Annotated in this window: 19 protein-coding genes; 5 read left to right on the top strand and 14 right to left on the bottom strand. The window is 43.4% G+C overall.

The features are described from left to right. Nucleotides 1-27: 27 nt before the first annotated feature. The 6 genes from EL081_RS06455 to EL081_RS06480 all read right to left on the bottom strand — a co-directional run bounded on the left by EL081_RS06455 (nucleotide 28) and on the right by EL081_RS06480 (nucleotide 5,763). The gene (locus EL081_RS06455) at nucleotides 28-1,563 is read right to left on the bottom strand and encodes an ABC transporter ATP-binding protein (protein ID WP_126404458.1); all 1,536 of its coding nucleotides are present in this window, start codon (nucleotides 1,561-1,563) and stop codon (nucleotides 28-30) included. 137 nt (nucleotides 1,564-1,700) lie between these two features. Next, nucleotides 1,701-2,756, bottom strand: coding sequence for a BMP family lipoprotein (locus EL081_RS06460; protein ID WP_120701814.1), 1,056 nt, complete (start codon nucleotides 2,754-2,756; stop codon nucleotides 1,701-1,703). 78 nt (nucleotides 2,757-2,834) lie between these two features. Continuing rightward, entirely contained in the window at nucleotides 2,835-3,224 is a 390-nt protein-coding gene (locus EL081_RS06465; protein ID WP_006596010.1) for a cytidine deaminase, read from the bottom strand. Further along, nucleotides 3,211-3,873 (bottom strand): deoxyribose-phosphate aldolase, encoded by a 663-nt coding sequence (gene deoC / locus EL081_RS06470; RefSeq protein WP_126404459.1) that lies wholly within the window; start codon nucleotides 3,871-3,873, stop codon nucleotides 3,211-3,213. Before deoC ends, EL081_RS06465 begins: the two co-directional genes overlap by 14 nt. A 22-nt stretch (nucleotides 3,874-3,895) precedes the next feature. Then, nucleotides 3,896-5,173, bottom strand: a complete 1,278-nt coding sequence (locus EL081_RS06475; protein ID WP_126404460.1) for a pyrimidine-nucleoside phosphorylase — start codon at nucleotides 5,171-5,173, stop codon at nucleotides 3,896-3,898. After that, nucleotides 5,170-5,763 carry a class I SAM-dependent methyltransferase gene (locus EL081_RS06480; protein ID WP_126404461.1) on the bottom strand — a complete coding sequence of 198 codons (594 nt, stop codon included), beginning with the start codon at nucleotides 5,761-5,763 and terminating at the stop codon, nucleotides 5,170-5,172. The genes EL081_RS06475 and EL081_RS06480 overlap by 4 nt, the downstream gene beginning before the upstream one ends. 95 nt (nucleotides 5,764-5,858) lie before the next feature. Between EL081_RS06480 and coaA the strand changes: the two genes are divergently transcribed. The 3 genes from coaA (at nucleotide 5,859) to EL081_RS06495 (ending at nucleotide 7,730) form a co-directional block, all read left to right on the top strand. Next, nucleotides 5,859-6,779: a type I pantothenate kinase gene (gene coaA / locus EL081_RS06485; protein WP_126404462.1), complete on the top strand. Its 921-nt coding sequence runs from the start codon at nucleotides 5,859-5,861 to the stop codon at nucleotides 6,777-6,779. Between the two features lie 106 nt (nucleotides 6,780-6,885). Beyond that, nucleotides 6,886-7,134 carry a 30S ribosomal protein S20 gene (gene rpsT, locus EL081_RS06490; protein ID WP_023027010.1) on the top strand — a complete coding sequence of 83 codons (249 nt, stop codon included), beginning with the start codon at nucleotides 6,886-6,888 and terminating at the stop codon, nucleotides 7,132-7,134. 65 nt (nucleotides 7,135-7,199) lie between these two features. Further along, nucleotides 7,200-7,730, top strand: coding sequence for a DNA topology modulation protein (locus EL081_RS06495; RefSeq protein ID WP_126404463.1), 531 nt, complete (start codon nucleotides 7,200-7,202; stop codon nucleotides 7,728-7,730). A 26-nt stretch (nucleotides 7,731-7,756) separates the two neighbouring features. On the opposite strand, the gene EL081_RS06500 is transcribed toward EL081_RS06495, so the two are convergent. After that, entirely contained in the window at nucleotides 7,757-8,335 is a 579-nt protein-coding gene (locus tag EL081_RS06500; protein ID WP_006596003.1) for a TetR/AcrR family transcriptional regulator, read from the bottom strand. A gap of 127 nt (nucleotides 8,336-8,462) precedes the next feature. On the opposite strand from EL081_RS06500, the gene EL081_RS06505 reads away from it, so the two are divergent. Next, on the top strand, nucleotides 8,463-9,305 hold the full coding sequence (locus EL081_RS06505; protein ID WP_126404464.1) for a DegV family protein: 843 nt from the start codon (nucleotides 8,463-8,465) through the stop codon (nucleotides 9,303-9,305). Nucleotides 9,306-9,538: 233 nt separating this feature from the next. On the opposite strand, the gene EL081_RS06515 is transcribed toward EL081_RS06505, so the two are convergent. From EL081_RS06515 to EL081_RS06530, 4 genes are all read right to left on the bottom strand, one after another. After that, nucleotides 9,539-11,185 carry a hypothetical protein gene (locus EL081_RS06515; RefSeq protein WP_126404465.1) on the bottom strand — a complete coding sequence of 549 codons (1,647 nt, stop codon included), beginning with the start codon at nucleotides 11,183-11,185 and terminating at the stop codon, nucleotides 9,539-9,541. Then, entirely contained in the window at nucleotides 11,175-11,918 is a 744-nt protein-coding gene (locus tag EL081_RS06520) for an ABC transporter ATP-binding protein (RefSeq protein ID WP_126404466.1), read from the bottom strand. The genes EL081_RS06515 and EL081_RS06520 overlap by 11 nt, the downstream gene beginning before the upstream one ends. Before the next feature lie 106 nt (nucleotides 11,919-12,024). Next, nucleotides 12,025-13,599: a M20/M25/M40 family metallo-hydrolase gene (locus EL081_RS06525; RefSeq protein ID WP_126405057.1), complete on the bottom strand. Its 1,575-nt coding sequence runs from the start codon at nucleotides 13,597-13,599 to the stop codon at nucleotides 12,025-12,027. A gap of 118 nt (nucleotides 13,600-13,717) precedes the next feature. Next, entirely contained in the window at nucleotides 13,718-16,810 is a 3,093-nt protein-coding gene (locus EL081_RS06530; RefSeq protein WP_126404467.1) for a CocE/NonD family hydrolase, read from the bottom strand. A 474-nt stretch (nucleotides 16,811-17,284) separates the two neighbouring features. On the opposite strand from EL081_RS06530, the gene EL081_RS06535 reads away from it, so the two are divergent. Next, nucleotides 17,285-18,736, top strand: a complete 1,452-nt coding sequence (locus EL081_RS06535; protein ID WP_126404468.1) for an alpha-amylase — start codon at nucleotides 17,285-17,287, stop codon at nucleotides 18,734-18,736. Nucleotides 18,737-19,102: 366 nt separating this feature from the next. Here EL081_RS06535 and trxA read toward each other — a convergent pair whose 3' ends face one another. The 3 genes from trxA to EL081_RS06555 all read right to left on the bottom strand — a co-directional run bounded on the left by trxA (nucleotide 19,103) and on the right by EL081_RS06555 (nucleotide 24,694). Next, on the bottom strand, nucleotides 19,103-19,417 hold the full coding sequence (trxA, locus tag EL081_RS06545) for a thioredoxin (protein WP_006595996.1): 315 nt from the start codon (nucleotides 19,415-19,417) through the stop codon (nucleotides 19,103-19,105). Nucleotides 19,418-19,510: 93 nt separating this feature from the next. After that, nucleotides 19,511-22,579, bottom strand: coding sequence for a CocE/NonD family hydrolase (locus tag EL081_RS06550; RefSeq protein WP_126404469.1), 3,069 nt, complete (start codon nucleotides 22,577-22,579; stop codon nucleotides 19,511-19,513). A 114-nt stretch (nucleotides 22,580-22,693) separates the two neighbouring features. Then, on the bottom strand, nucleotides 22,694-24,694 hold the full coding sequence (locus tag EL081_RS06555; protein ID WP_126404470.1) for a peptide ABC transporter substrate-binding protein: 2,001 nt from the start codon (nucleotides 24,692-24,694) through the stop codon (nucleotides 22,694-22,696). Nucleotides 24,695-24,706: the final 12 nt, after the last annotated feature.

Raw genomic sequence — 24,706 nt, forward strand, 5'->3', positions numbered from 1 at the left:
GATGCTATAAATATGAATAAACTTTTCTTAGACATTCAGACCGACCTCCTTGATTTCTCCACCAGCCATAAGAATACCAAGCTCTTGTTTGTTGGTCTCAGACGGCTTCACAATACCTTGGATTTTTCCATCATGAATAACAGCAATCCGGTCTGATAGATTTAGAATTTCATCTAATTCGAAGCTGACAACGAGGACGGCTTTTCCTTTATCACGTTCACCTATCAAACGTTTATGGATGTACTCAATCGCACCAACGTCCAATCCACGTGTCGGTTGGCTAACGATTAACAAATCTGGATTCCGATCAACTTCACGAGCAATGATGGCTTTTTGTTGATTTCCTCCTGATAGAGCACTTGCTGGAACAATCTCGTTGGCTGCACGAACATCAAATTCTTCCATCAACTTGCGAGCATAGGAATTAATTTGATTGTAATTCAACACACCGTTCTTGCTAAGTGGTTCTTTGTAATAAGTTTGAAGTGCGATGTTTTCAGAAAGCATCATTTCGAGCACAAGACCATCGCGATGACGATCTTCAGGCACGTGGCTGACATTCATTTCAGTAATCTTACGTGGGGAAAGACCAACAACTTCTTGTCCCTTAATTTTGATACTGCCTGATTTGACTTTGCGAAGTCCGGTAATAGCCTGGATCAATTCACTCTGACCATTTCCGTCAATCCCTGCAATTCCGACAATTTCACCTGCACGAACATCAAGAGATAGTTCTTTGACCGCAGGGACACCGCGGTTTTCATTCACGACTAAGTCAGAAATTTGCAGAACCACTTCTTTAGGCTGCGCTTCTTCTTTTTCTGTTACGAAAGAAACTGAGCGCCCAACCATCATTTCCGCCAAATCTTTATTGGTAGCACCTTCGATGCTAACCGTTTGAATGGATTTCCCACGACGAATGACTGTGACACGATCCGCAACGGCACGAATTTCGTCCAGTTTGTTAGTGATGAGGATAATGGATTTGCCTTCTTTAACGAGGGTTTTCATAATATCCATTAACTCCAAAATTTCAGCAGGAGTTAGCACTGCTGTAGGCTCGTCGAAAATCAGAATATCAGCTCCGCGATAGAGTGTCTTCAAGATTTCTACACGTTGTTGAGCCCCAACAGAAATATCTTCAACTTTTGCTGTAGGATCCACAGCCAAGCCGTAGCGTTCAGATAACTCTAGAATATCTGCATTAGCTTTTTTCAAATCTAATACACCCTTGTTCGTTACTTCGCTACCAAGAATGATATTTTCTGCAACAGTGAAAGCCTCTACCAACATGAAGTGCTGGTGAACCATCCCGATCCCTAGAGAAGCAGCCTTTGAAGGAGAATCTAGTTTTTCAGATTTCCCATTGACCACAATTTCTCCGCTCGTTGGCTCCAAAAGACCAGCCAACATATTCATCAGGGTTGATTTCCCAGCTCCATTTTCACCAAGAAGTGCATGAATTTCACCTTTACGCAATTCGAGGTTGATTTTGTCGTTTGCGACAAATTCACCAAAGATTTTGGTAATTTCACGCATCTCAATGACGTTTTCGTGTGCCATTCGAATATTCCTTTCTAGAAAACTATATTTTATTTCAGTAGGACCTGCTAAACAAGTTAGTAAGTTCTATTGAGACAAAATGTCCCAACACCTCATAAAAAAGCGACCCAAGAAGGATGGATCGCTTCCGGAAGGTTTTATTTCTCAGGTGCTTTTACACTACCATCAATAATTTGTTTTTTAGCATCTTCTACTGCTTTTTTAGCATCTTCTGAAAGATTAGAAGTTGTCAAATCAACACCACCATCTTTCAAACCAAATGTGATCACTTTTCCACCTGGGAATTTACCGTCAGCAGTTTGAGTTGCGATTTCTTGAACAGTTTTACCAACTTGTTTCAAAGTAGAAGCCAATACGAAGTTAGATTCTTTACCATCTTTTGAAGTGTATTTACCTTCATCAACTTGGTCACGGTCTACACCAATAACCCAAACTTTTTCGCCTTCGTTTTTCTTCTCGTTCAAGTCTTTTGCTTCCTTGAAGACACCAGCTCCTGTACCACCAGCAGCTTGGTAAATAACGTCAGCTCCTGCAGCGTATTGTGTTGCTGCAATTGTTCTACCTTTTTCAGGGTTGTTGAAGTCTTCAGCATATTGTACATCAACTGAAATGTCTTTGTTTACAGACTTCACGCCTGCTTCAAATCCTTTTTCAAAACGAGTGATAACTTCACCACGTGCTCCACCGATGAAACCAACTTTGTTTGTCTTCGTAGTTTTGGCTGCAGCAACCCCTGCAAGATAAGCAGCTTCATTATCTGCAAAAACAGCAGATGCTACGTTCTTCTTATCACCAACAACAGAGTCAATAATAACATAGTTGATATCAGCATTTTCATCTGCAGCAGCAGTAACAGCTGGAGCAAGTTTGTAACCAACACCGTACACTAATTTGTAGCCGTTTGTAGCAGCTTGGCTGAAGTTATTCGCAAAATCTGCTTCACTTGTAGATTGGAAGTAAGTAAATCCGTTATCTTTAGAAAGACCATTTTCTTTACCCCAAGCTTGTAGACCTTCCCATGCAGATTGGTTAAATGATTTGTCATCAACACCACCTGTGTCAGTAACGATAGCAGCTTTTAAATCAGTTTTTGCATCTGAAGAATCTTTGCGAGACGCACGATTTCCACATGCAGCAAGTCCGATTGCAGCGACAGTTACTAGACCTAGGCCTAACCATTGTTTCTTGTTCATTTCTGAACCTCCTAAATAAGATATGCAACTATGTTGCGGATTAATAAAAGGGTCAATAGACCGCCTTTACAGAAGTTACTAGGTAAGATCTGTAAAGGAATATGGAAGCAATTCCTTGACCGTCATCACGACCGTCGATTTATCTTTGGCTACCAGAGTAACCGGTAGGTCTGGCTCGAAAAATTCAGCCATCACCTGGCGACAAGCACCACAGGGTGAAACTGGTTTTTCCGTCTGGCCATAAATAATTAATTCCTTAAATGAACGCTCGCCTTCTGAAACAGCCTTGAAGATAGCTGTTCGCTCACCACAATTGGTCAAGCCGAAACTCGCATTTTCAACATTGACGCCTGTATAAATCTTTCCCTCTGCTGTAACTAAGACAGCTCCAATTGGAAAGTGAGAATAAGGCACGTAAGCATTCTCGCTTGTTTTTACAGCTAGGTCAATCAACTCAGTAGTCGCCATGGGCTACTTCTCCCTTCATGATGGCTACTCCAGAGGAAGTGCCGATTCGGTTAGCACCCGCTTGGATCATAGCTTGAGCATCCTCATAGCTACGAGTACCTCCAGATGCTTTCACTCCCATATCCGGTCCAACAACCTGGCGCATGAGAGCTACATCCTCAACAGTTGCTCCACCACTAGAGAAGCCAGTCGAAGTTTTCACAAAGTCTGCTCCTGCCAATTTGGCAATCTGGCAAGCCACTACTTTTTCAGTTTCAGTTAATAAGCAAGTTTCAATAATCACTTTTACCAAGCGATCGCCACTTGCTTCTACAACGGCCTGAATATCTTCTTCTACTAATGTCAGATTTTTTGATTTCAAGGCACCGATATTGATGACCATATCGATCTCATCGGCTCCATTTTGGATGGCATTTTGAGTTTCAAATGCTTTAACAGCTGGTGTGTTCGCGCCAAGAGGAAAACCAATCACCGTACACACTTTTACATCTGAATCCCGAAGTCCTTCTGCAGCGAAGTTAACCCAGGTCGGTTGGACACAAACACTCGCAAAATCATATTCTTTCGCTTCTTCGATCAAAGCCTCGATTTGTTCTTGTTGTGCATCAGGTTTTAATAATGTGTGGTCAATATATTTGTTTAATTTCATTAATAAATCTCCCCCAAACGAATTACGAAACGATTTCAATAATCTCTGAAACGCTTACAACCTCGTCTAGTATTTTAACATTTTTTTGGAATTCTGCAATGTTTTTTTGACAAATTTCTAAATTTGTATAAATAGTTGCAACAAGCTCCCCTTTTTGAACAGGATCACCGACTTTCTTAGCAAAAACAATTCCTGTTTCATAGTCTAAATCATCTGATTTTACTGCTCTGCCAGCCCCCAGACGCATAGCGAAGAGTCCGTGTTCCATGGCAGGCAAGGCTGCAATATAGCCATCCTCTTCTGCATAGACAGGCACCTGTTCTTTTACCTGAACTGGACGGTAGAGATCTTCTAAATCGCCACCTTGAGCGAGGACCATTTCTTCAAATTTCTTCAGAGCTTTGCCGGCTGTCAGATGTTGTTTGACTTCTTCCAAGCTAGCCGTTACCCCACCGAGTTCCAACATAATTTGAGCCAATTCACAAATAAAGTGGGTGACATCTTCTCTGCCTTTGCCTTGAAGAATATCTAAGGCTTCAAGAATTTCGAGACGGTTTCCGATGCTGGTTCCCAAAGGTTGGCTCATATCCGTCAAGACAGCAATGGTCTTGCGCCCGACAGCATTTCCAAGATCCACCATGGTACGAGCTAGTTCACGCGCCTCTTCGATGGTCTTCATAAAGGCCCCTTCTCCAACGGTAACATCGAGAAGGATAGCATCTGCTCCAGCCGCAATCTTCTTACTCATAACGGAACTGGCAATCAATGGAATCGTGTCAACTGTTGCCGTCACATCTCGAAGTGCATAGAGAAGCTTATCCGCCATGACCAATTGATCAGATTGGCCGATAACAGAAAGACCAATGTCTTGTACTTGTTTGATGAACTCTTCTTGGGTCCGCTCAACTTGGAATCCCTTAATCGATTCCAATTTATCAATGGTCCCCCCTGTATGTCCAAGACCACGACCACTCATCTTGGCTACTGGAACTCCAAAGCTGGCTACTAGAGGGGCCAGTACAATCGTTACTTTGTCCCCTACACCACCTGTTGAGTGTTTGTCCACCTTGATGCCTTTAATAGCAGAGAGGTCGAATTGCTCCCCTGTTTCCACCATCTTCATGGTCAAATCTGATATTTCTCGAGTCGTCATTCCCTTGAAATAAACTGCCATGGCAAAGGCAGCCATTTGATAGTCTGGTACTGTTCCCGCTACATAGCCCTCAATCAGCCAGTGAATTTCTTCTTTACTCAACTCAATGCCATCACGTTTTTTCTGAATGATATCTACAGCTCTCATGTAACTTTCTCACTCCTTAAAATATAATAACCTTTGTCTTTTTTGAGGATTTCACAGTTTCCAAAGATTTCTTCCATTTTTGCTTTCGCACTGGGAGCACCTTGTTTTTTCTGAATGACAATGGTTAGGTCTCCACCAGGATTCAAATGGTCAAAGCTTCCAGAAAGTACTTCATGAACTACCTTTTTCCCAGCCCGAATGGGAGGGTTACTGATAATATGGTCAAAGCACCCTTCAACCTCATCATAGACATTGGATTGGAAGATCTTAGCTTCGACTTGATTTAAAGCCGCATTTTTCTGAGCTAGATCAAGGGCACGTGTATTAACGTCTACCATAGTAGCATGAACCCCTTGCGCCTTGACCAAAGAGAGACCAAGAGGACCATACCCGCAACCGACGTCCAAAACCATCTCTCCTTGCTGAAAAGACAGACAAGACAAGAGGACCTGGCTGCCAAAATCGATCATTTTCTTACTAAAAACACCGGCATCCGTCAAAAATTTCATCCGCTCTCCTAGAAGGACCACATGTAACTCATGGATATCATGTTGAGCATCTGGATGTTCATCATAGTACATTTTACTCATACTAGCATTATAGCATAATTTAACCTATTTTTAAATCGTTTACAGAAGATCTTAAAACTGATATACTAAAGGTCACTATGGAGGAAAAGCTTGAAATGGATAAAGAATTTCTACACTTCGAAAAGATCAATCGACAAACTTGGCAAAATCTCCACCGGAAATCAACTCCTCCTCTATCTGAAGAGGAATTGAATTCAATCAAGAGTTTTAATGACCTCATTAGTTTACAAGATGTAACAGACATTTATTTACCCCTGACACACTTAATTCAAATCTACAAAAAAGCGAAAGAAGACTTAGCTTTCTCTAAAGGCATCTTTCTCCAACAGGAAAGCAAAAAACAGCCTTTTATGATTGGAATTTCAGGGTCTGTGGCTGTCGGCAAATCAACGACTAGTCGCCTCCTTCAAATCCTTCTTTCTCGAACCTTTTCCGGTTCTACAGTGGAGCTAGTGACGACAGATGGCTTCTTATATCCCAATGCGACCCTGATTGAACAAAACATTCTCAATCGCAAGGGCTTCCCTGAAAGTTATGATATGGAACTTCTCTTAGATTTCTTGAATCAGCTTAAAAATGGTCAGAGTTACCAGATTCCCGTTTATTCTCACGAGATTTATGATATCGTCCCTGACCAGAAGCAAACCATCCAAGCTGCAGACTTCATTATCGTAGAAGGGATCAATGTTTTTCAGAATCCTCAAAATGATCGTCTCTATATGACGGACTTCTTTGACTTTTCCATCTATGTGGATGCTGAGGTTGCCAACATTGAGTCTTGGTATATTGATCGCTTTAAAAAGTTGTTGGACCGTGCAAAGGATGACCCAAGCAACTACTACCACCGCTTTACCCAGCAACCAGAAGCTGAAGTCCTAGCCTTCGCTCATCAGGTATGGGAGTCGATCAATCTCTTAAATCTAAAAGACTATATCGAACCCACTCGAAACCGAGCCGAACTGATTCTGCACAAAGCTGCCAACCATGAGATTGATGAAATCTATCTTAAGAGATAAAGAGATTGTAACAAAACGACCCCCAAAAGATGGCGATTCGAAGAAAAATTAGTTTGGGCTTGTCAAAAGAAAAGTTTTCAGATATAATAAGAGAGTTAGAATATCATTGGAGGTGAAAAAATTGGCAAACATTAAATCAGCTATCAAACGCGCTGAATTGAACGTTAAACACAACGAAAAAAACTCAGCTCAAAAATCAGCTATGCGTACTGCAATCAAAGCTTTTGAAGCAAACCCATCTGAAGAACTTTACCGCGCTGCTAGCTCAGCTATCGATAAAGCAGAAACTAAAGGTTTGATCCACAAAAACAAAGCTAGCCGTGATAAAGCACGTCTTGCAGCGAAACTTGGTTAATCAAGAATTGCATACAAAATGAGCTCTCCGGAGCTTTTTTTGTTGCTTCGATATGAGGAGATACGATGAAAATTTCGATTATCGGCTATTCCGGTTCTGGCAAGTCAACTTTGGCTGAAACCTTAGCCCGCTACTACTCCATTCCCAAACTCCACATGGATACCCTTCAATTTCAACCGGGTTGGATAGACAGTGACCGGGATTGGATGGAGGAAGAAATGAAACAATTTCTCAGTACTCATAGAGACTGGGTCATTGATGGCAATTACTCTTGGTGCTGCTATGAGGAGAGAATGGAGCAAGCCGACCAGATTATCTTCCTGAATTTCTCCCGTTGGAACTGCCTCTATAGAGGATGGAAACGATACCGTCGCTATAAAGGCAGAGTCCGTGAGAGTATGGCAGCAGGCTGCCCAGAACGCTTTGACTGGGAATTCATCCGTTGGATTCTCTGGGACGGTCGAACTAAGAATGCCAAAGAAAGATATCGAAATATCCGTTCTAGCTATCCCGATAAATTCATCACTCTCAAAAACCAAAAGGAACTAGACCGTTTCCTCAATAACATCAAAAATGATCTACTGGAATCGAAGTAAATATTCGATCTAGTAGATCATTTTTCTTATTTTCTTTTCTTTTGAGGAAACAAGGGAAGTCCTAAAGAAGCCATCTTCTCCGCTGGCACCTTCATGCCATCCTTAATCCACTTGGCTAGGACAGAGACAATGGCTGAGCTGAGGAAGGAATTCAAATAACTAGCCGGTCCTTGTGAGGATTTTTGACTTTTACTTCTCTTTTCCAGAAACTCATAAACAGCCTTGGTAAGTAATTTCTCAAAATTATAATCGACGGCCAAGCTGATAATGCGGGCTTCTTTCTTGGCCTCTTTAAAGAGATAAACCCAAATCTGGTACAAATCGGTCTTAAAATTATACCCCTCTAAAGACTTGGTAATTTTCGAAACAGTTGATTGGAAGATGGATTCCAGCAATTCTTCTTTCGACTCATAATTTCGGTAAAAGGCTGCGCGAGAAACTCCTGCTCTCTCCACCAATTCTGAAATGGTAATCTTTTTCAAGTCCTTTTTATCCAACAACTGAAGCAAGGAAATCTCCAAGGACTCCCGTGTGATGGCATTGCTTTCTTGGTTAGATCGTTTCAAATTTTCTAAGGATTTTTCGGATATCTTTCTTTCTGCCATAACACTTACTTTCTATCTGTATCATCTGAATGTATCTGCTTTCAGAGAATGCAACTTCATGATATAATTGTAAAAAAAGACTAACCACTTGTCAATGAACAATTATTTACATTTTGAGGTAATAAAAATGACATGGAAAATTATCGCAGATTCTGGCTGTGATTATCGTACTTACGAAAGTGCTGCACCAGATACTAGCTTTGTTTCAGTGCCCCTTACCATTCAGATTGGTGAGACCATCTATACAGACGACGCTAATCTGGATACAGATAAAATGATGGAAGATATGTATGCAACGACTACTGCTTCCAAATCAGCTTGTCCTAGTCCTGATGACTATATGAGAGCCTTTGAGGGAGCTGATAATATTTTCGTTGTTACCATCACTGGTACTTTGTCTGGTAGCCACAATAGTGCTCAGGTCGCTAAAAAGCTTTATCAAGAAGATCATCCGACTACCAACATTCACGTGATTGATAGCTTATCAGCTGGTGGTGAAGTGGATCTACTCGTTCGTAAACTTCATCAACTCATCGCTCAAGACCTTGACTTTGATCAAGTGGTCGAAGTCATCACCAAATACCAAGAAAAAACCAAACTAATCTTTGTCCTTGCTAAAGTCGATAATTTGGTCAAAAATGGCCGACTCAATAAAATTATCGGAACAGTTGTCGGCCTCTTAAACATCCGTATGGTTGGCCAAGCTAGCGATACTGGAACCCTTGAGCTCCTCCATAAAGCCCGTGGCCAAAAGAAAGCCATTTCCACTACTTTTGAAGAAATGCTTAAAGCCGGCTATAAAGGTGGACATATCACCATCGCTCACCGTCGCAACGAAAAATTCGTAGAACAACTCTCTGCCTTGGTCCATGAAAAGTTCGCCAATGCGGATATCGAAGCTCTTCCGACCTCAGGCCTCTGCAGCTTCTACGCTGAAGAAGGTGGCCTCTTAATCGGCTATGAAATTTAAATCAACATAAAAAGAGGCTGGGACAAAAGTCCTAGCCTCTCAATTTTCTTTGGATTGTCGAGCAAGACGCAGTGGTTGAGTGGGCTCTACTACGCTGATTTCATCAGCTTTTACAGCCCTACTCAACTGTGCGGAGGTGGGACGACGAAATCGAATTCTAACGAATTACCGATTTCTGTCCCACTCTCTTTTACCATACAGATTCCCTCCGGTCAAACCAGAGGGAATCTTTTTTATTCACCAATTTCTTGGTTAAATTTGTAGAAAGTACCTTTATAAATAAAGTAAGTCGCAAGAGCACCTATACCAGCAATGAGAAGATAAATCACACTAGCAATCAGGGTGGTGAAAGCCACAGCGGATAGATAGAAGGTAAAGCCTATCAGGACTAGCATAACGATAATAAAGACGAAGATCAATAATCCTCTCAGGGCTGCGTTTCCTCTATTACGGTTCATCAGGTCTGTTACAGTCGACCAATTAGTCGTTAAGAGCTTGTAGTCACGTCGAAAAGCAATCACACTCAAGCTCAAACTGGTCAAAAACCAAATCAAAAGCATGGCTAGAAGGGAGAGGGGATGGACACCAAAGTAACAGGACACCCCTACCAAAAGCACAATCGGCAAAGCAGACTGAACCGAAAAGAGAATCCAAAATTTCTTCAAACAATAGCGTTTGAAGTCAATCGGAAGGGCACGAAGATAAGCGAAATTTTCCCGTTCCAAAGAGATCCCAATACTGGTCAAGCTTTCCACAGAGTTGAAGACTCCAATCATGAAAGCGATGAGGGATAAGGGAAGTAAATATTGGGGTGTGAGGTAGTTCTCAATTTGAAGGGAAGCTCGCGACGCTCCTAAAAATAAGCCAAATGTGAAAAGATAAGGGAAAATCGCCATCATGAAGATGACTTGCGTCAGCAAGGTACCATCACTTAGAAGCCGTTTATGATAGGAAACAGTAAAGCGATGGAAGGCCTTCTGATCTCCCACCTTCATCTGACTCACCCGCTCCTTAACCGCATGGCTGGAAGAAACCTCAAGGGCAGCATCATAAAAATGAGGCAAGACCTGACTTTTGACCAGCCAAACGAGAACCGCTAGAAGCAGAATCCAAGCCAAGATCCCAAGCAGAGCACCTGAATCCAAAGGATTCAAGATAAAGCTATGAAAGACCTCTATTGGAGGAAAAATACTGGGTTGAGTAACCAGATCACCAGCCACCGAATGCTCTGATTGGAGCATATTAATATAGAGGTAAGCTCCAATGGAAATGAGACTACTCAAGCCAATGATGAGGTTAGACACCAAACTCGTGTGCTTCTTAAAGATAGCTGATTTGGTAATCAGGTGGGATAAGAACAAGGTGCCTAAAAAGAGGATGGAGAGGAGAATCATGGCACAAAGAAGGCCAAGAAGGAGCCCCACCAGAATATTTCCCCCTGCTTGGATGGGCAGAATGATGAAGTAACTAATCATTGGAAGCAGAGCCATCAAGAGCACTAAAATGACCGAGATGCTCTTTCCTGCAATCACTTCTGCATCCGAAAAGGCATAGGGACGATAAAATTGCAAATCCTTGCTCTCGTAAAAGACATTGTAAAAACTCATCAAACCTTGGGAGATCGTCAGGAGCGCAAAGAGCGTAATCATATTGACAAAGGGACCAGGGCTAGAGACAAAATCATTGGCACTCGAGAGAATCCCAAAGAGGAAAAGATAAAGGAGACCGATAAAAATATAGGTCCGAATAGACTGAGCGGAAACATTGACCTTCCTAGTCGGATCCTTTTCCTGCTTCTTACGAAATTTCGCTAATTGGGCCGGCTGAGTAGCATAAATGATGTTGACATCCACTAGGCGACGAACCATCTTAAGACGCATCTGGACTCACCTCTTCTCTTCGACCGGCCAGTCCAAGATAGATGGACTCTAGGCTTTGTTCTGGGTGTTGCCCCTTCAGCTCCTCGATAGTTCCATAAAAGATGAGGTTCCCCTTCTTCAGGATGGCAATCTTATCACAGAGTTGCTCTGCCACTTCGAGGACATGGGTAGAGAAGATGACGGTATTTCCCTTATCCGCATGCTCCCGCATCATCTGCTTCAAGTCGTAAGAGGCTTGGGGATCCAAACCCGTCATGGGCTCATCTAGAACCCAGATGTCTGGATCAGATAGTAGAGCCCCGATAACAAATACCTTCTGGCGCATTCCATGAGAGAAAGACTCGATGACTTCATAGCGATGACTAGTAAAGTCAAAAAGGTGGAGCAAATGATCCAAACGGTCATCACATTCCTGCTGGCTCATATCATAGGACGTGGCAACCAACTCCCAAAATTCATTGGCCGTTAAACGAAGAAAGAGATCTGGTGAATCAGCTACATAGCCAATTTTCTTCTTTATTTCTAGGCGATTGCTATAGAGGTCCTTTCCATCTACTAGGATGCTACCGGTCGTTGGGGTGATGACACTGACCAGGCTCTTAATGGTCGTTGATTTTCCGGCTCCATTATGGCCAATCAAGCCGACAATCTGCCCATCTTCAATGGTCAGATTCAAGTGGTTCAATGCCAGATGCCCATCGTAATCTTTTGTAACTCCTTGAAATTCAATCATAGATTCTCCTTCTCCTATTCCACTTCTCTAATAAAAGAAAATGGTTTATTCATATTGCCTATATTTTATTCCTCTTTTCCTCTTTTGTCAATGGAAAACTCAAGTATTAAAGCAATTCCTCAAAACGGTAGAGAAGGCCAAATAGATAGTTAGGGATGGTCTCCAGGAGATCCTCCCTGAAGACCCGCTCCCCTCTTTGATGGAGTTCCTTGCCCCAAGGCCCTAAATTGACCGCAGGCACTTGGATCTGTGCAATCTTTTCAAGATCCAACTCGTAAACTTGAGAGGGGGTAGCTAAACTATCCAATACGACTTGATAGCTTGCTAGATCTCTCTCCAAGGCACAATAACTAGTGTCGCAAATGCCCATGAAATACTCTTCCACCTTCAGTGACAAGCCCTTGCTTTCTAAATAGTGGTGGTAATCATCTACAAGGCTACCAATTTTTAGACTGGTATTCGGTAAAGACCGACAATTCATAGAAGGGTAATAAGGTGGAGCAAAGCCAATGACAACTAATGGAGCTTTCTCACCTAGGAAGTTTAAGTAACCTTGGATCTGCTGGATGGCAATAGCCTGATAGCCGACTCCGGCTAAGAAATCTTTGTAGGCTCTTTGCGCACACTGGTCTTGGAAGCTTGAAAATCCTTCCTTCATTTGGCAACGATCCAGCAATTCTTGATAGCTAATCACCCTTGGCTGAGAGATCACATGGTCTTGTCCTGCTTGGTCCTGGAGGGACAGGTATTTGACATAAAACTCATCGACCGCTTCCTGGCTCAACTCTTTGATGCGTTGCAACAATTCTTGAGGGGTCTTTTTCAGATGCAGCACACTGAAATAGCCAGCAGCATGAAGGACAGTCGATACATCATATTGATCCTTCAAATCTCGCAGATAAGACCAAGAAGGAAGAGGAGATTGCTCTCCCAGCGCTTGGTCGGATAGGTCTGGATGGAGGTCCAATTTAGATGCGACTGCTATTAGGAGAGAGAGGGCGTTGATTCCTTTGAGAGGTTCCTTCATGTGGGATAAGACTCCCTGGGTGACGACGACTGGCATGAGCTTGCCGACCGTTCCGATATGTAGGACCTTCTCCTTGTCACTAGTGGCTTCAAAAGGCTCTGAATCCACCGCTAAGACATAGTCCAAGTCAAACTCTTCTTTTAACTGACAAAGTAGACCCAAGGCTCCTCTCATTCCACGTGAATAGGACTCCTCATCTCCCACAGAAAGGTAGAGGAGACTGACCTGTCCCCCTTCTGAATCGGAGGCGTAGGCTTCTAAGACACCCAGCTGAAGCGCCAAGGCCGCCTTCATGTCACAAGAACCTCGTCCGAATTGCCATTTGCCAGAATCTAGGTCCTCCTGCATTTCTGATCGAAAATCAATACCCTTTAAGGCTTGAACCAGAGCCTCGGAATCCAAGGCTATAGGGGCTAGGGGACCGTAATCTTCTAGATCTACCGTATCGTGGTGGTGAAAAAGGATCACTGTCTTTTTCTTGCCTTTATCGACCAAGGCCCAATTGACAGTACGATGGAGATGGTCATTGGGAAGAGGGTAGCGTCCAAAGTGCTGGGGATGCGTCTTAAAATATGGAATAGCCCCAATTCGTTGGTCTAAATAGTCTTCTATCTCCCTTTCTGTCTCGGTATTGGTAAAGCTAGGTATGGACATTGCCTCTTGAAAAATGGTGGCAATTTGTTCTTGGAAATGTTCTATGGATCTCAATGGAAGCCTCCTTCTGATGGACTGGATCCTTTTTTTCTATCACCCTTGGGCGATAAGACTGACATTATTGATCTTCTTTGCGACGGTAGACAACTTTCCACAAGCTAGTGGCAAGTACCGTTAACAAGCCATAAACTGTCCAGATATTTGCTGATTCCCCAGTCTCAGGCAAGTGAATTTCCTCCTTTTTAGGCAAGTGAGCGACACTTTCCTCTCCTTGACTTGTACTTTCGCTGACGTGTGCTAATTGAGCCAATTCTTCTTTCTGTTCTTTACGGAAGTCCATTTGGTCTCGTCCGACTGGTGGTTGTTGTTCCAGATGACTAGTTTGATCAGGAACAGAGATCTTACCGGCTTCTTCCACTACAGTAGGATTCTTCTTAGCGATTGGGAGAATACGATCTGCCAAGCTTGCATATTCAGTATCCTTTTCACTTGGCTGGTAGCGGAATAAGAGCGACCGACTAGCTTCGACAGTTGGGATGGTTGTTGAAATAGAGTCTGTCTTGAAGGTCACTTCATATGGATCCGCAAAATAGATATAATCCGGATCATAGGTGTGTAGGCTCAAGACCAGACGATGGCCTTTTTTCACTGTATACAAGTTTGGTTGCAAGTACATGGTGTAATCATGGAATTCATTTTCTTTGACATCAATAGAATGACTAGAACTTGCTGAGTCATAGCGAGATGCTGGATTAGCCAAATTCATCCAACCACGCGCAATCACCACACTCTTAACCTTGTGGGTCTTGTAACGTTTGAGAGGCAAGGTTTCAAGGTTGCTACCATTCCAGTAACCTGTCTCATCAATGGTTTCTTTTTCCAATGTGCGCATGCTGTAGCCATCTTTATCATAGGTGATTTCTTCCTTAACGACATCAAATTCTTCATCTGAAACATCCATCAGGGTCGCACTGACATGGGCATGCTTCTTGTCTCCTTTGACAAAAGCTGCGCTAAAATGTACCGGAATATGACCTTTGATGGTCGTATCTTGGTCAACGGTTGCTGCATAGGAAGCTGCTACTTCGGAAGAATGGAAGGCCGCATCCTGGTTACGTGTGGTCCAATTGTTTCCCGTGCCATAGTAATCACCCGTCACCGTTACCTCTTCCCGCTTAGAGTAGATCCGACCTGAGATAGCTTGATCCGTATCCCATTTGTCAAAACGATGCCACTTGCTAGGATCCAGATTGTCCTGAGCTGTTACTTGCGGGAGGTTTTCAATGCCATTTTCGATACCGTAGAGGTAATGGCTATACCAGAGGTTCATCAGGTCATTAAAGGCTTGTCCTGCCACTTCTGTTCCTGACCAACGAGTGGATGGATAGATGTGATTGCCTTGGTGGAGCAAGACCTTGGGATCAATCCCTGCCTTCTTGAAGGCTTGAACCATTAATTCAAAATGTTTAGGCTTGACATTGTCGTCATTGAGCCCTTGGATAATGAGAGGGGCCGCCTTTAAGTTGCTTGCATGTAAGGTGTAGTCACGTTTGACATACTCTTCGTTGTAATTATGACCATCCTTGTGTTGGAGCTCATTAAGCTTGGTAATATAGGCAGCATAGTAGTCCTTAACCTTGTCCCAATCTTCCTTATCAAGAATACGGCCTGAGGTATAGACTGATAACCAAGAGAGGTCATTGGAAGCTCCTGTATCAAGAGGAGATCCTTGGCTGTTAAAATGGTCATACCAACTGGCAATCCCTGCTGCTGGTACAATAGTCTTGAGCCCTTCGACTCCAGTAGACGCTACACCAAATGTCGTCGTACCTGCCCAAGACAAGCCTGTCATGGCGACATTGCCGTTGGACCAGTCTGCCTTGACTTCGTGGTTGCTAGTCTTATCAGAGTAGGCTTTTCGTTTGCCGTTAAGCCACTCCACGATATTCTTGTAAGCTGCCACTTCAAGGTCTGAGCCGGTCGTATTGATTCCATCGGATCCTTTTGAGCCCAATCCGCTGCTGGTCACCACTGCATAGCCACGAACCAAATAGTAATTGTACCAGTTGAGATTTTCATAGTCATAGTGTGTATAGTCATCCGAGCTTTCACGAGGATTGACATAGTACCATTCTTTTGGATCGGTCGCTTTGGCTACTTCTTCTGTCGTTACGGTTTTGCTGGCTTGGCGTTTGACAGGTTTTTCATAGAGCTTGGCCATCTCGAAGTTACCGCCTTCTTTTAGGCCAATCCCTTCTAAAGTCCGCTCTTCGGTCGTCCCTGTTACATAAGGGCTAGCTTCAAAGATACTGGCAGCCTTATAGTCCCCATTGACAGCAGCTTTTGGCACCTGTACAAAGGTCTTGACCAAGTCAGGCTTGCCATCTCCATCCGTATCATAGTCAGTTTCAACATAGACAATATAGCGGACGATGTCACTCTTATCATAGGAATAATGCTCAATATCATCCCCAGGTGAAAATGGGAAGATAGGCTGTGCTCGTCCATTCAAAAAGAGAGGGGTCTTTCTGTCTGCGCGGTAAGCGGCACGGAGCTTTTTGGCTACATCAACCATCGAAGTGAGATTAGTAACTGGAGCAGAACCCTCCACTCCTTCCTTGATCATTCCTAAGCTCTTAGCAAAAGCCAATCGGTCTTTATCAGTAGATCCGACTTGATTCTCCTTGGTTGAGGCCCAGTTCAAGAGCTGGTTGACAGCGTCTATCACTGTAGCTTCCTTCTTCACATCTGCCTCTGCTACTGGTTGACCTGTCACTTCTGAAAGCTCTCCTAGAGTCACTTTAGGAGCGTTAGAAACAGGCAATGGATTATTCTCTGCAACAGACACTTCTGCTGATTGAGGAGCATCACTAGTAGGCTGGACTGGAGCTTTTTCTACTACAGCAGTCTCCTTGGTCGGAGAGGATTCATTTCCCGTTGTCGGCTGAATTGTTGTAGGACCTGTTTCAGCAGTCGCTTGGTCCAAGTTAGGTTGATTTGTAAGTTCCTTCTTAGGAGACAGCTCCCCACTTGCTGGAATTTCATTTGAAACAGCAGAGGCTTCTGCTGTACTTGGCTGTCCCACATGAGAGGTTAAGGCTGGTTCTTGACTATTCGCAGTCACTTCTTCAGCCTGGACATGACGCGCCAAAATAACTGGACTTATTAATAAACTTGCAAACACAATCGAAACAATGGTTGATTTTTTCATATACAAACTCCTTTGAAACGTGTCGTTTTGACCGTTTTAACCGAAACGACAAATAATAGACAAAATCATTCTTTAATAGATGCAGTAAAAACGAACCCTCCTTTCAACAACAGCATCTCCTCCTGTCAGCAAGCTAGTTTTCCTCTTATCTGGTAGTCAGCTAGCTTTCAAACAGGATAACAACTTAACTGACAGCAGGGAAGATCCTACAGACATTCCTTCCTGTCAATCAAATGATGGAGACACTTCTTCTAGTAGCAAAGCCTTCTTAGACAGATTGAGCCAACTTGAACAAAACCGAAAAAAATAGTTCCTATTCATGAGGGCAAATTCCCCATTTTTCTCATGCGAGAGCTCGTTTCCAGCCCATTTATCCTTAATCCAATAAAGACAGCGTTTTCGAGAGTGCAAACCTTTGCCCTATCTTGTCATTTTTGGTAAAATAAGGCATTATTCACGAAAGATGAGAAACAAATGGAAAATCAAACCTTAATGCAATATTTTGAATGGTACTTACCTTCGGATGGTCAACACTGGTTCCGCTTAGCTGCAGATGCTCCTCACCTAGCAGACTTGGGCATTCGTAAAATCTGGATGCCACCAGCTTTTAAAGCGACATCTGCCAATGACGTCGGCTACGGCGTCTATGACCTCTTTGACCTTGGAGAATTCGACCAAAAAGGAACTGTCCGGACCAAATATGGTTTCAAAGACGACTACTTGCAAGCCATCCAGGCCTTAAAAGAGTCTGGAATCCAGCCCATGGCCGATGTCGTTCTCAACCATAAGGCAGCTGCCGATGGTTTGGAAAAATTTGAAGTGGTCGAAGTGGACCCTAACGATCGAACCATCGTATTGACAGAGCCTTTTACTATCAAGGGATGGACAAAATTTACCTTTGATGGTCGAAATGGAACCTATAATGACTTCCACTGGCACTGGTACCACTTTACTGGTACTGATTACGATGCTTCCCGCAATAAGAGTGGGATTTACCAGATCCAAGGGGACAACAAAGGTTGGGCACAAGACGATCTCGTTGATAGTGAAAATGGAAACTATGACTATCTTATGTATGCCGATATCGACTTTAAACACCCAGAAGTGATCGAAAACCTCAACCAATGGGCTGCATGGTTTATCGAAACCACTGGAGTTCAAGGCTTCCGACTAGATGCGGTCAAACACATCGACTCCTTCTTTATGAAGAACTTCATCCAGCAAATCACAGACAAATATGGAGAAGATTTCTATGTATTTGGTGAGTTTTGGAATGGGGATGAACAAAGCAACAATGATTACCTAGCCAGCATTGACTATCAGTTCGACTTAGTCGACGTTGCCCTCCACCAAAATCTCTTTAGAGCTAGCCAAGAAGGGGAAAACTTTGATTTAACGACTATATTCAATGGCACTCTCGCAAGCAATCATCCAGAAAGTGCTGTGACCTTTGTCGATAATCACGATACCCAAAGAGGACAAGCCTTAGAGTCCACAGTCGGTGAATGGTTCAAGCCTGCTGCTTACGCCCTCATTCTCCTCCGCGAGGCTGGGCTCCCATGTGTCTTTTATGGAGACTATTACGGAATTTCAGGCGATTTTGCCCAGCAATCTTTCCAAGCGGAGCTTGATCAACTCCTTCGGATCCGCAAAGACTTAGCCTACGGTGAACAAAGAGACTACTTTGACGATCCTAACTGTATCGCTTGGACTCGCTCTGGAACTGAAGAGTCTGCTCCTATCGCCTGCGTCATTTCAAATGCTGCTGCATCTGCCAAACGGATGGAAATCGGCCAAGCATATGCAGGACGGTCCTACTACGACACCTTAGGAAATTACCAAGATACCATCCAAATTGAAGAAGACGGTTGGGCTGATTTCCCAGTCTCAGAACGTTCCGTCAGCGCATGGATTTTGGCAGACTAACTAGAAAATAAAATCGAGTAAAGAGGCTGGGACAAAAGTTCTAGCCTTTCAATTGTCTTTGAATTGTCGAGCAAGACGCAGTGGTTGAGTGGGCTCTACTACGCTGATTTCATCAGCTATTACAGCCCTACTCAACTGTGCGGAGGTGGGACGACGAAATCGAATTCTAACGAATTACCGATTTCTGTCCCACTCTCTTTCTTATATTTCATGGCAAACCACAGGTTCATTCTAACACCTTAGGAAAGCGCTGTCAATTCCTTATCTTATTCTGTTAACAAATTCATAAAAAGAAAAAACTCGCCCACTTCCATAGTTGGAAATGAACGAGTTTAGTTGATCTGAGAAGCAAGGGCTTCTTCTAACTTAGCTTAATTCCGCAACAATCGCTTTGAGTTGTTCTTTGGTGTGAACACCAGCGACTTGTTTCACCACTTGGCCATCTTTTTTGAACAAGAGTGTTGGGATGGACATGATGCCGAAGTTACGAGCAGTGTTTGGATTTTCATCCACATCCATCTTAAAGATTTTCAAGTCATCTTCATGGATCTCTTCTGCCAACTGTTCCAAGATTGGTGCCTGCATCCGGCAAGGACCACACCAAGTTGCCCAAAAGTCTACCAAGACCAAGCCTTGGCTAGTTTCTTGTTCAAATGTTGCATCTGTTAGTACGTGTACCATAGTTCCTCCTTTGATTAGTGATTTCCACTAATCTCTTATTGATAGTTCTATTCTACACCAAAATTCAAGTTTTTAGAAATATTTGCTACGCTCTCAGCCTTGGACATCTTCTTTCTTTTTCTTCCAGAAAAGAAGACTAGACAAGAGGAGGGTACCTAACCCATAGAATCCTATCCATTCCTCTTCCGTGCCTGTTTGAGGAAGCTGACCTGCTTTTTCTTGCGCTGGAAGGACTGTTTTACCCGTCTCATAGACAAATGTTTGTCCATAAGCAACAGATAGAGATTCTGGTTTTGCAGTTTCTTTCTCAGCCGTTTTGACGAGAGAACGAAGATTTGGACTAGCAGGAATCTCTGATCTACCATATCTTTCAGGCTCTGGAAGGACTGGCAGATGGTATTCTTCGATGTAATGAACTGCTGGTTCTACCAATTTTGCCCCCTGAATCTCTGGAAGGGCAGCATATGCTGTATCAGCTGCGTTAGGAAGATAAGAAGCCACTTGCGAACGCGTTCCTTCTACAATTGGAATGCTCGCACGGATTGAATCTGTCTTGAAGGTGACTTCATAAGGATTTTCAACGGTTAAGTCAGATGGATCATAGGTATTGAAGACTAGGGCTAATTTGTGGCCCTTTTTAACCGTATAGAGGTTTGGTTGGAGATGGACCGTATAGTCGTGGAATTCCCCAACTTTTGGCTCGATACTATTTCTTGAGCTGGCTGAATCATAGCCAGACTCAGGGTTGGCCAGGTTGATCCATCCTTTGGCAATGACCTTGTATTTTGTCTTAATGGTCTCAAACTCTGCTACAGAGAGATTAGAGAGGGTACTTCCCATCCAGAAGCCATCTGCTTTTTTATCTGCCTTGACGCTACCGTTACCGACCACATCAAATTCCTCATCAGAGACGTCGACTAAGAGGGCATTGATCTGGAAGTTCTTGCCTTGCCCCTTAGCTAGGGCTGCCTTGAAGTGTACAGGGATATGCCCTTTGATGGTAGTATCTTCTGTCACTTCTGATACAAAGGTCATGTTGGCTTTTGAAGAAGCTTGGCTCACAGTTTCGTTGCGTTTAGCAATCTCTATGCCAGCTCCTGCATAGTCACTTGAAATCGTCTCTTCCAAGCGTTTCGACTGGGCATTGAGGAAGAGGCGTTGCGAAGTCTTCCAGTTATCATAAGTGGTCCACTTACTTGGGTCATAGTTGTTTTGAGCTAGAACAGCTGGTAATTTGTCAACCTGATTCTCTACCCCGTACAAGTAATGACTAAGCCAGGTATTCAAAAGATCATAGAAATCTTGGCCATTCGCCTGGATGCCATAGCCACGAGACATGGCTGCTGGATAGACGTGGTCTCCCTGGTGGAGATAGAGCTTGACATCTTGGCCTGCCTTCTTGAGGGCATCGTACATGAGTTCAAAATGCTTGGTTTTAACGTTGTCATCATTCAAGCCGTGAACCAAGAGGGCGCTAGTCTTGAATTTTTCAGGATGCAGGGTATAATCCCGCTCCTTCCAGACATCGCTGTAATTGCGTTCATGCGCATTTTGATCCTTGTTGAGCTGGTTGATGTAGTTGGCATAATTTTGCCAAATACCAGCCCAGTCTTTTTCATCTAGAATCCGAGTACCGACATAGAGGGACAACCAAGATAAATCACTATATGGTGGGTTCCCATAAGCTGTTCCTTGACTGTTGAAATAATCATACCAAGAAGCGATCCCAGCAGCTGGTACGATGGTCTTCAGACCTTCGACTCCTGTACTTGCCACACCAAAGGTCGTGGTTCCAGCCCAGGACAGACCGGTCATGGCAACATTTCCTGTAGCCCAGTCTGCTTTGATTTCGACATTGCTGGTCTTATCGGTGTAGGCCTTGCGCTTGCCATTGACCCACTCGATGATATTCTTAAACGCATTGATTTCAAGGTCAGAGCCTGTCGTGTTAAAACCTTCCGACCCTTTGGTACCAAGCCCCGCACTGGAGATAAAGGCATAGCCTCTGACTAAGAAATAGTCATACCAGTTCAAGTTTTCGTAGTCATAGATATACTCGTAGGGACTGTAGTAGTACCAATCCGAAGCCTTGGCCTTCTTAGCCGCATCTACAGTTGACGAGTTTCCGACAGCCTGTCGTTTAGCAGGTTGCTCCCGCAATTTCTTCATATCGTAAGAGCCATCTGTCGGTAAGCCCAAGCTTTCAAGAGTCACATAGTTCTCATCCAAGGTTCCTGCTACGTAAGGACGCGCTTCGAGAATGGTCGCCGCCTTAAAATCTCCCCTGGCAACTGCCTTAGGCAACTGGACAATGGCCTTGACTAAGTCAGGCTTGCCATCCGCATCCGTATCGTAATCGGTCTCCACATAGACTGGGAAGCGAACAATTTCGCTATCCTCATAGTGATAGTCTTCATTTGATTTTTCCCCAGTTGTATAAGGGAAAATCGGTTGAGCCCGTCCATTTAAAAAGAGAGGAGCTTTCTTTTCAGAACGATAGGCAACGTAGAGCTTCTTGGCGATGCTGTACATATTGGTCAGTTCTTCTTGACTAACCTTGCGGTTCAAGTCCTCTTGAGTGCTGATCATCCCTAGACTCTTGGCAAAACGTTCTCGATCTGCAGCTGATTGACCAGCCTGCTTAGGATCCTTCGCAGCCCACTGAAGCAATTCATCAACAGCATTTTGAACCGTTAATTCCTTGTCTTTGAGGTCGCTATTGGCCAAACTACCTGTATAAGAAGTTAAGGCTTGTCCTGTTGCTGGAGAAGATGCTACCGTCGAAGCTGCTGGACTAGCTGGGACACCTGCCCCCTGAGGTGCCTGAGGGAGATTTATTTTTTCAGTTACCGTCACGGTCTTTTCTTGTTCGACTGGCTTGTCAACCTTCTCCGTCTCCGCCGGAGCAATTGGACTCGGTCCTGCAGGTTCAGAAGTCTCTACTTCCTTCTTAGGTTCCACACTTGGAGCGGATGCTTGATCTACTTGAGATTGGGAAGTTGCTCCTTCAGATGCTACAGGTTCCGGAGCCACCTGAGTCACGACTTCTTTCGTCGGAGAAAGCTCTGGTAGATTCTCATCTGCTGCCACCACTTGATTTAAGATAAAGGGAGCTAGCAGGAGGCTAGAAGCTACCATGGACACCACTGTTTTCTTTTTCATAAACGAAACCTCGCTATTTTATAATCAATACAGCTATTATACTATGTAAGCGCTTTTGTATCAAATTTTTTCCAAGAAAAAAATCGAGGCAAATTTGCCTCGATCTAAAGATACTTATTTCACATGATCTTTTAATTCTTCTTGAGCTTTTTGGTTAGACTCTGCTTGCTCTTTCTTCCATTTTTCAAGAGCTTTGTTGTAGTCTTCGGTTGTTACAGCCTTGTCTTGAAGTTCCATGCCTTTATAGACAACGTTGTCTTTCCCTTTACCACCGGTCCAGCCAAATGGTGCTGAGAATGGTACAACACGAGTCAAGAATGGACGACCAGTCTTAGATGTTGTTGGGATAACCAAAGCACTATCTGTCAACCAAGCTTGAGCTGCAGCATATTTCTCATAACGTTTGTTAAGGTCTTTGGTTTCAGCTCCTGCTTCCGTTACCATCTTCTCAAAGTCGTAGAGACCAACTTTCTTAGCTGCCTCATTGTTTTCGCTTGGGTCAAATCCAAGGAAGGTACGAGTATTTTCACCAGAAGATGCTTTCAAGATATCAAGGTAAGTTGATGGGTCTTGATAGTCAGGGCTCCATCCAACGTTATCTGAGATATCCCAGTCTTCGTCTTCTGCTTTAGCAGCAAAGAGCGTCACGTTCAAGAGGTCTTCTTTGGATACCATATGGATGTCGACAACGACGTTTTCTTTTCCAAGCGTACTTTCAACCGATTGTTTGAAAGATTGAGCACGTTGAACCTTAGATTGAGTCGTTTGGTCAACTGGCATATCCAAGTGGATTGGGAATTTCACACCGTCTGCTTCAAGTGCAGATTTTGCTTTTGCAAACTCTTCTTTAGCTTGTTTTTCGTTGTAAAGACCATTCTGACCATCGTCAAGATTTGCATCTTTCCACTCGTCTCCATAAGTAACCAACTCAGTTTTAACCATCTCACCGAAGGTCTTGCCATCTGCTTGAACGAATGTAGGTGGGATGTACAAGTTACGGATCAGTTTGCTTGCTCCATCTTTACCATTTGCTTGGGCAGCATAAGATTCACGGTCAAAGGCAAAGCTGATTGCTTGACGGAAGTCTTTGTTCAAAAGAGCTTTCTTAGTAGATGATTTTTCTTCATCTGTTGTTTTTGCAGTGTACTTGTAAGACTGACGGTCGATATTCACACCGATAACGAATGTGCTGGCATCTTGAGGTGTGTAGATGATTTCATCTTTAAACTTCTTAGCTTGGTCTGTAAATCCAGGTCCAGTTGGGAACAATTTAGCAAGGCTAAGAGCATTGTCCTCAAACGAGTTGGCCAATTTACTTTGGTCTTGACCATCATAGTACTCGAGCTTAACATCTGTGATGTGAACATTGTCCTTATCCCAGTAGTTTTCATTCTTGCTCATCTCGATAGATGATTTAGAAGTGAAGCTCTTCAAGATGTATGGACCATTGTAAAGAAGAGAGCTAGTGTCACTTGCTTGGGCAAATTTATCCCCTTTAGATTCTACGAATTTCTCGTTGATAGGGAAAGTGATTCCAAGAGTCAACTTAGAATTCCAGAAAGGCTCTGCTTGGTTCAAAGTGATTTGAAGGGTATGATCATCGACTGCTTTAATGCCTACATTTGAGAAGTCTGAAGTCTTACCTTCAACATAATCATTCAAGCCCTTGATAGAGTTTTGAATGATGTAGAGCATTTCAGACTTGTGGTCAGCGGCATACTTGATCCCTGCAACGAAGTCTTCAGCTGTCACGTCCGCATACTCTTCCCCTTCTGAATCATACCATTTGGCATCATCACGAAGTTTGTAAGTATAAGTCAAGCCATCTTCTGAAACTGTCCAATCTTTAGCAAGTGAAGGAATCAAATTCCCATACTTGTCGTTTTCAAACAATCCATCAATCAAGTTTCCTGTGATTTCATGGGTTGCAGCTTTACCAGATGTGATGTAGTTCAAGTTTTCAGGTTCTGTCTCGTAAACGTAAGAGAATTTTTGACCTGCTTCACTTGATTTTGAGCTTGAGCTTGATGGTTTAGAACCACCGGAACATGCTGCAAGAATACCTGCTGAAAGAAGAGCTACTCCTGCAAGAGCAATGACATTTCTTTTTTTCATTGTTTACTCCTA

The sequence above is a fragment of the Streptococcus viridans genome (assembly GCF_900636365.1).
GTDB lineage: Bacteria > Bacillota > Bacilli > Lactobacillales > Streptococcaceae > Streptococcus > Streptococcus viridans_A.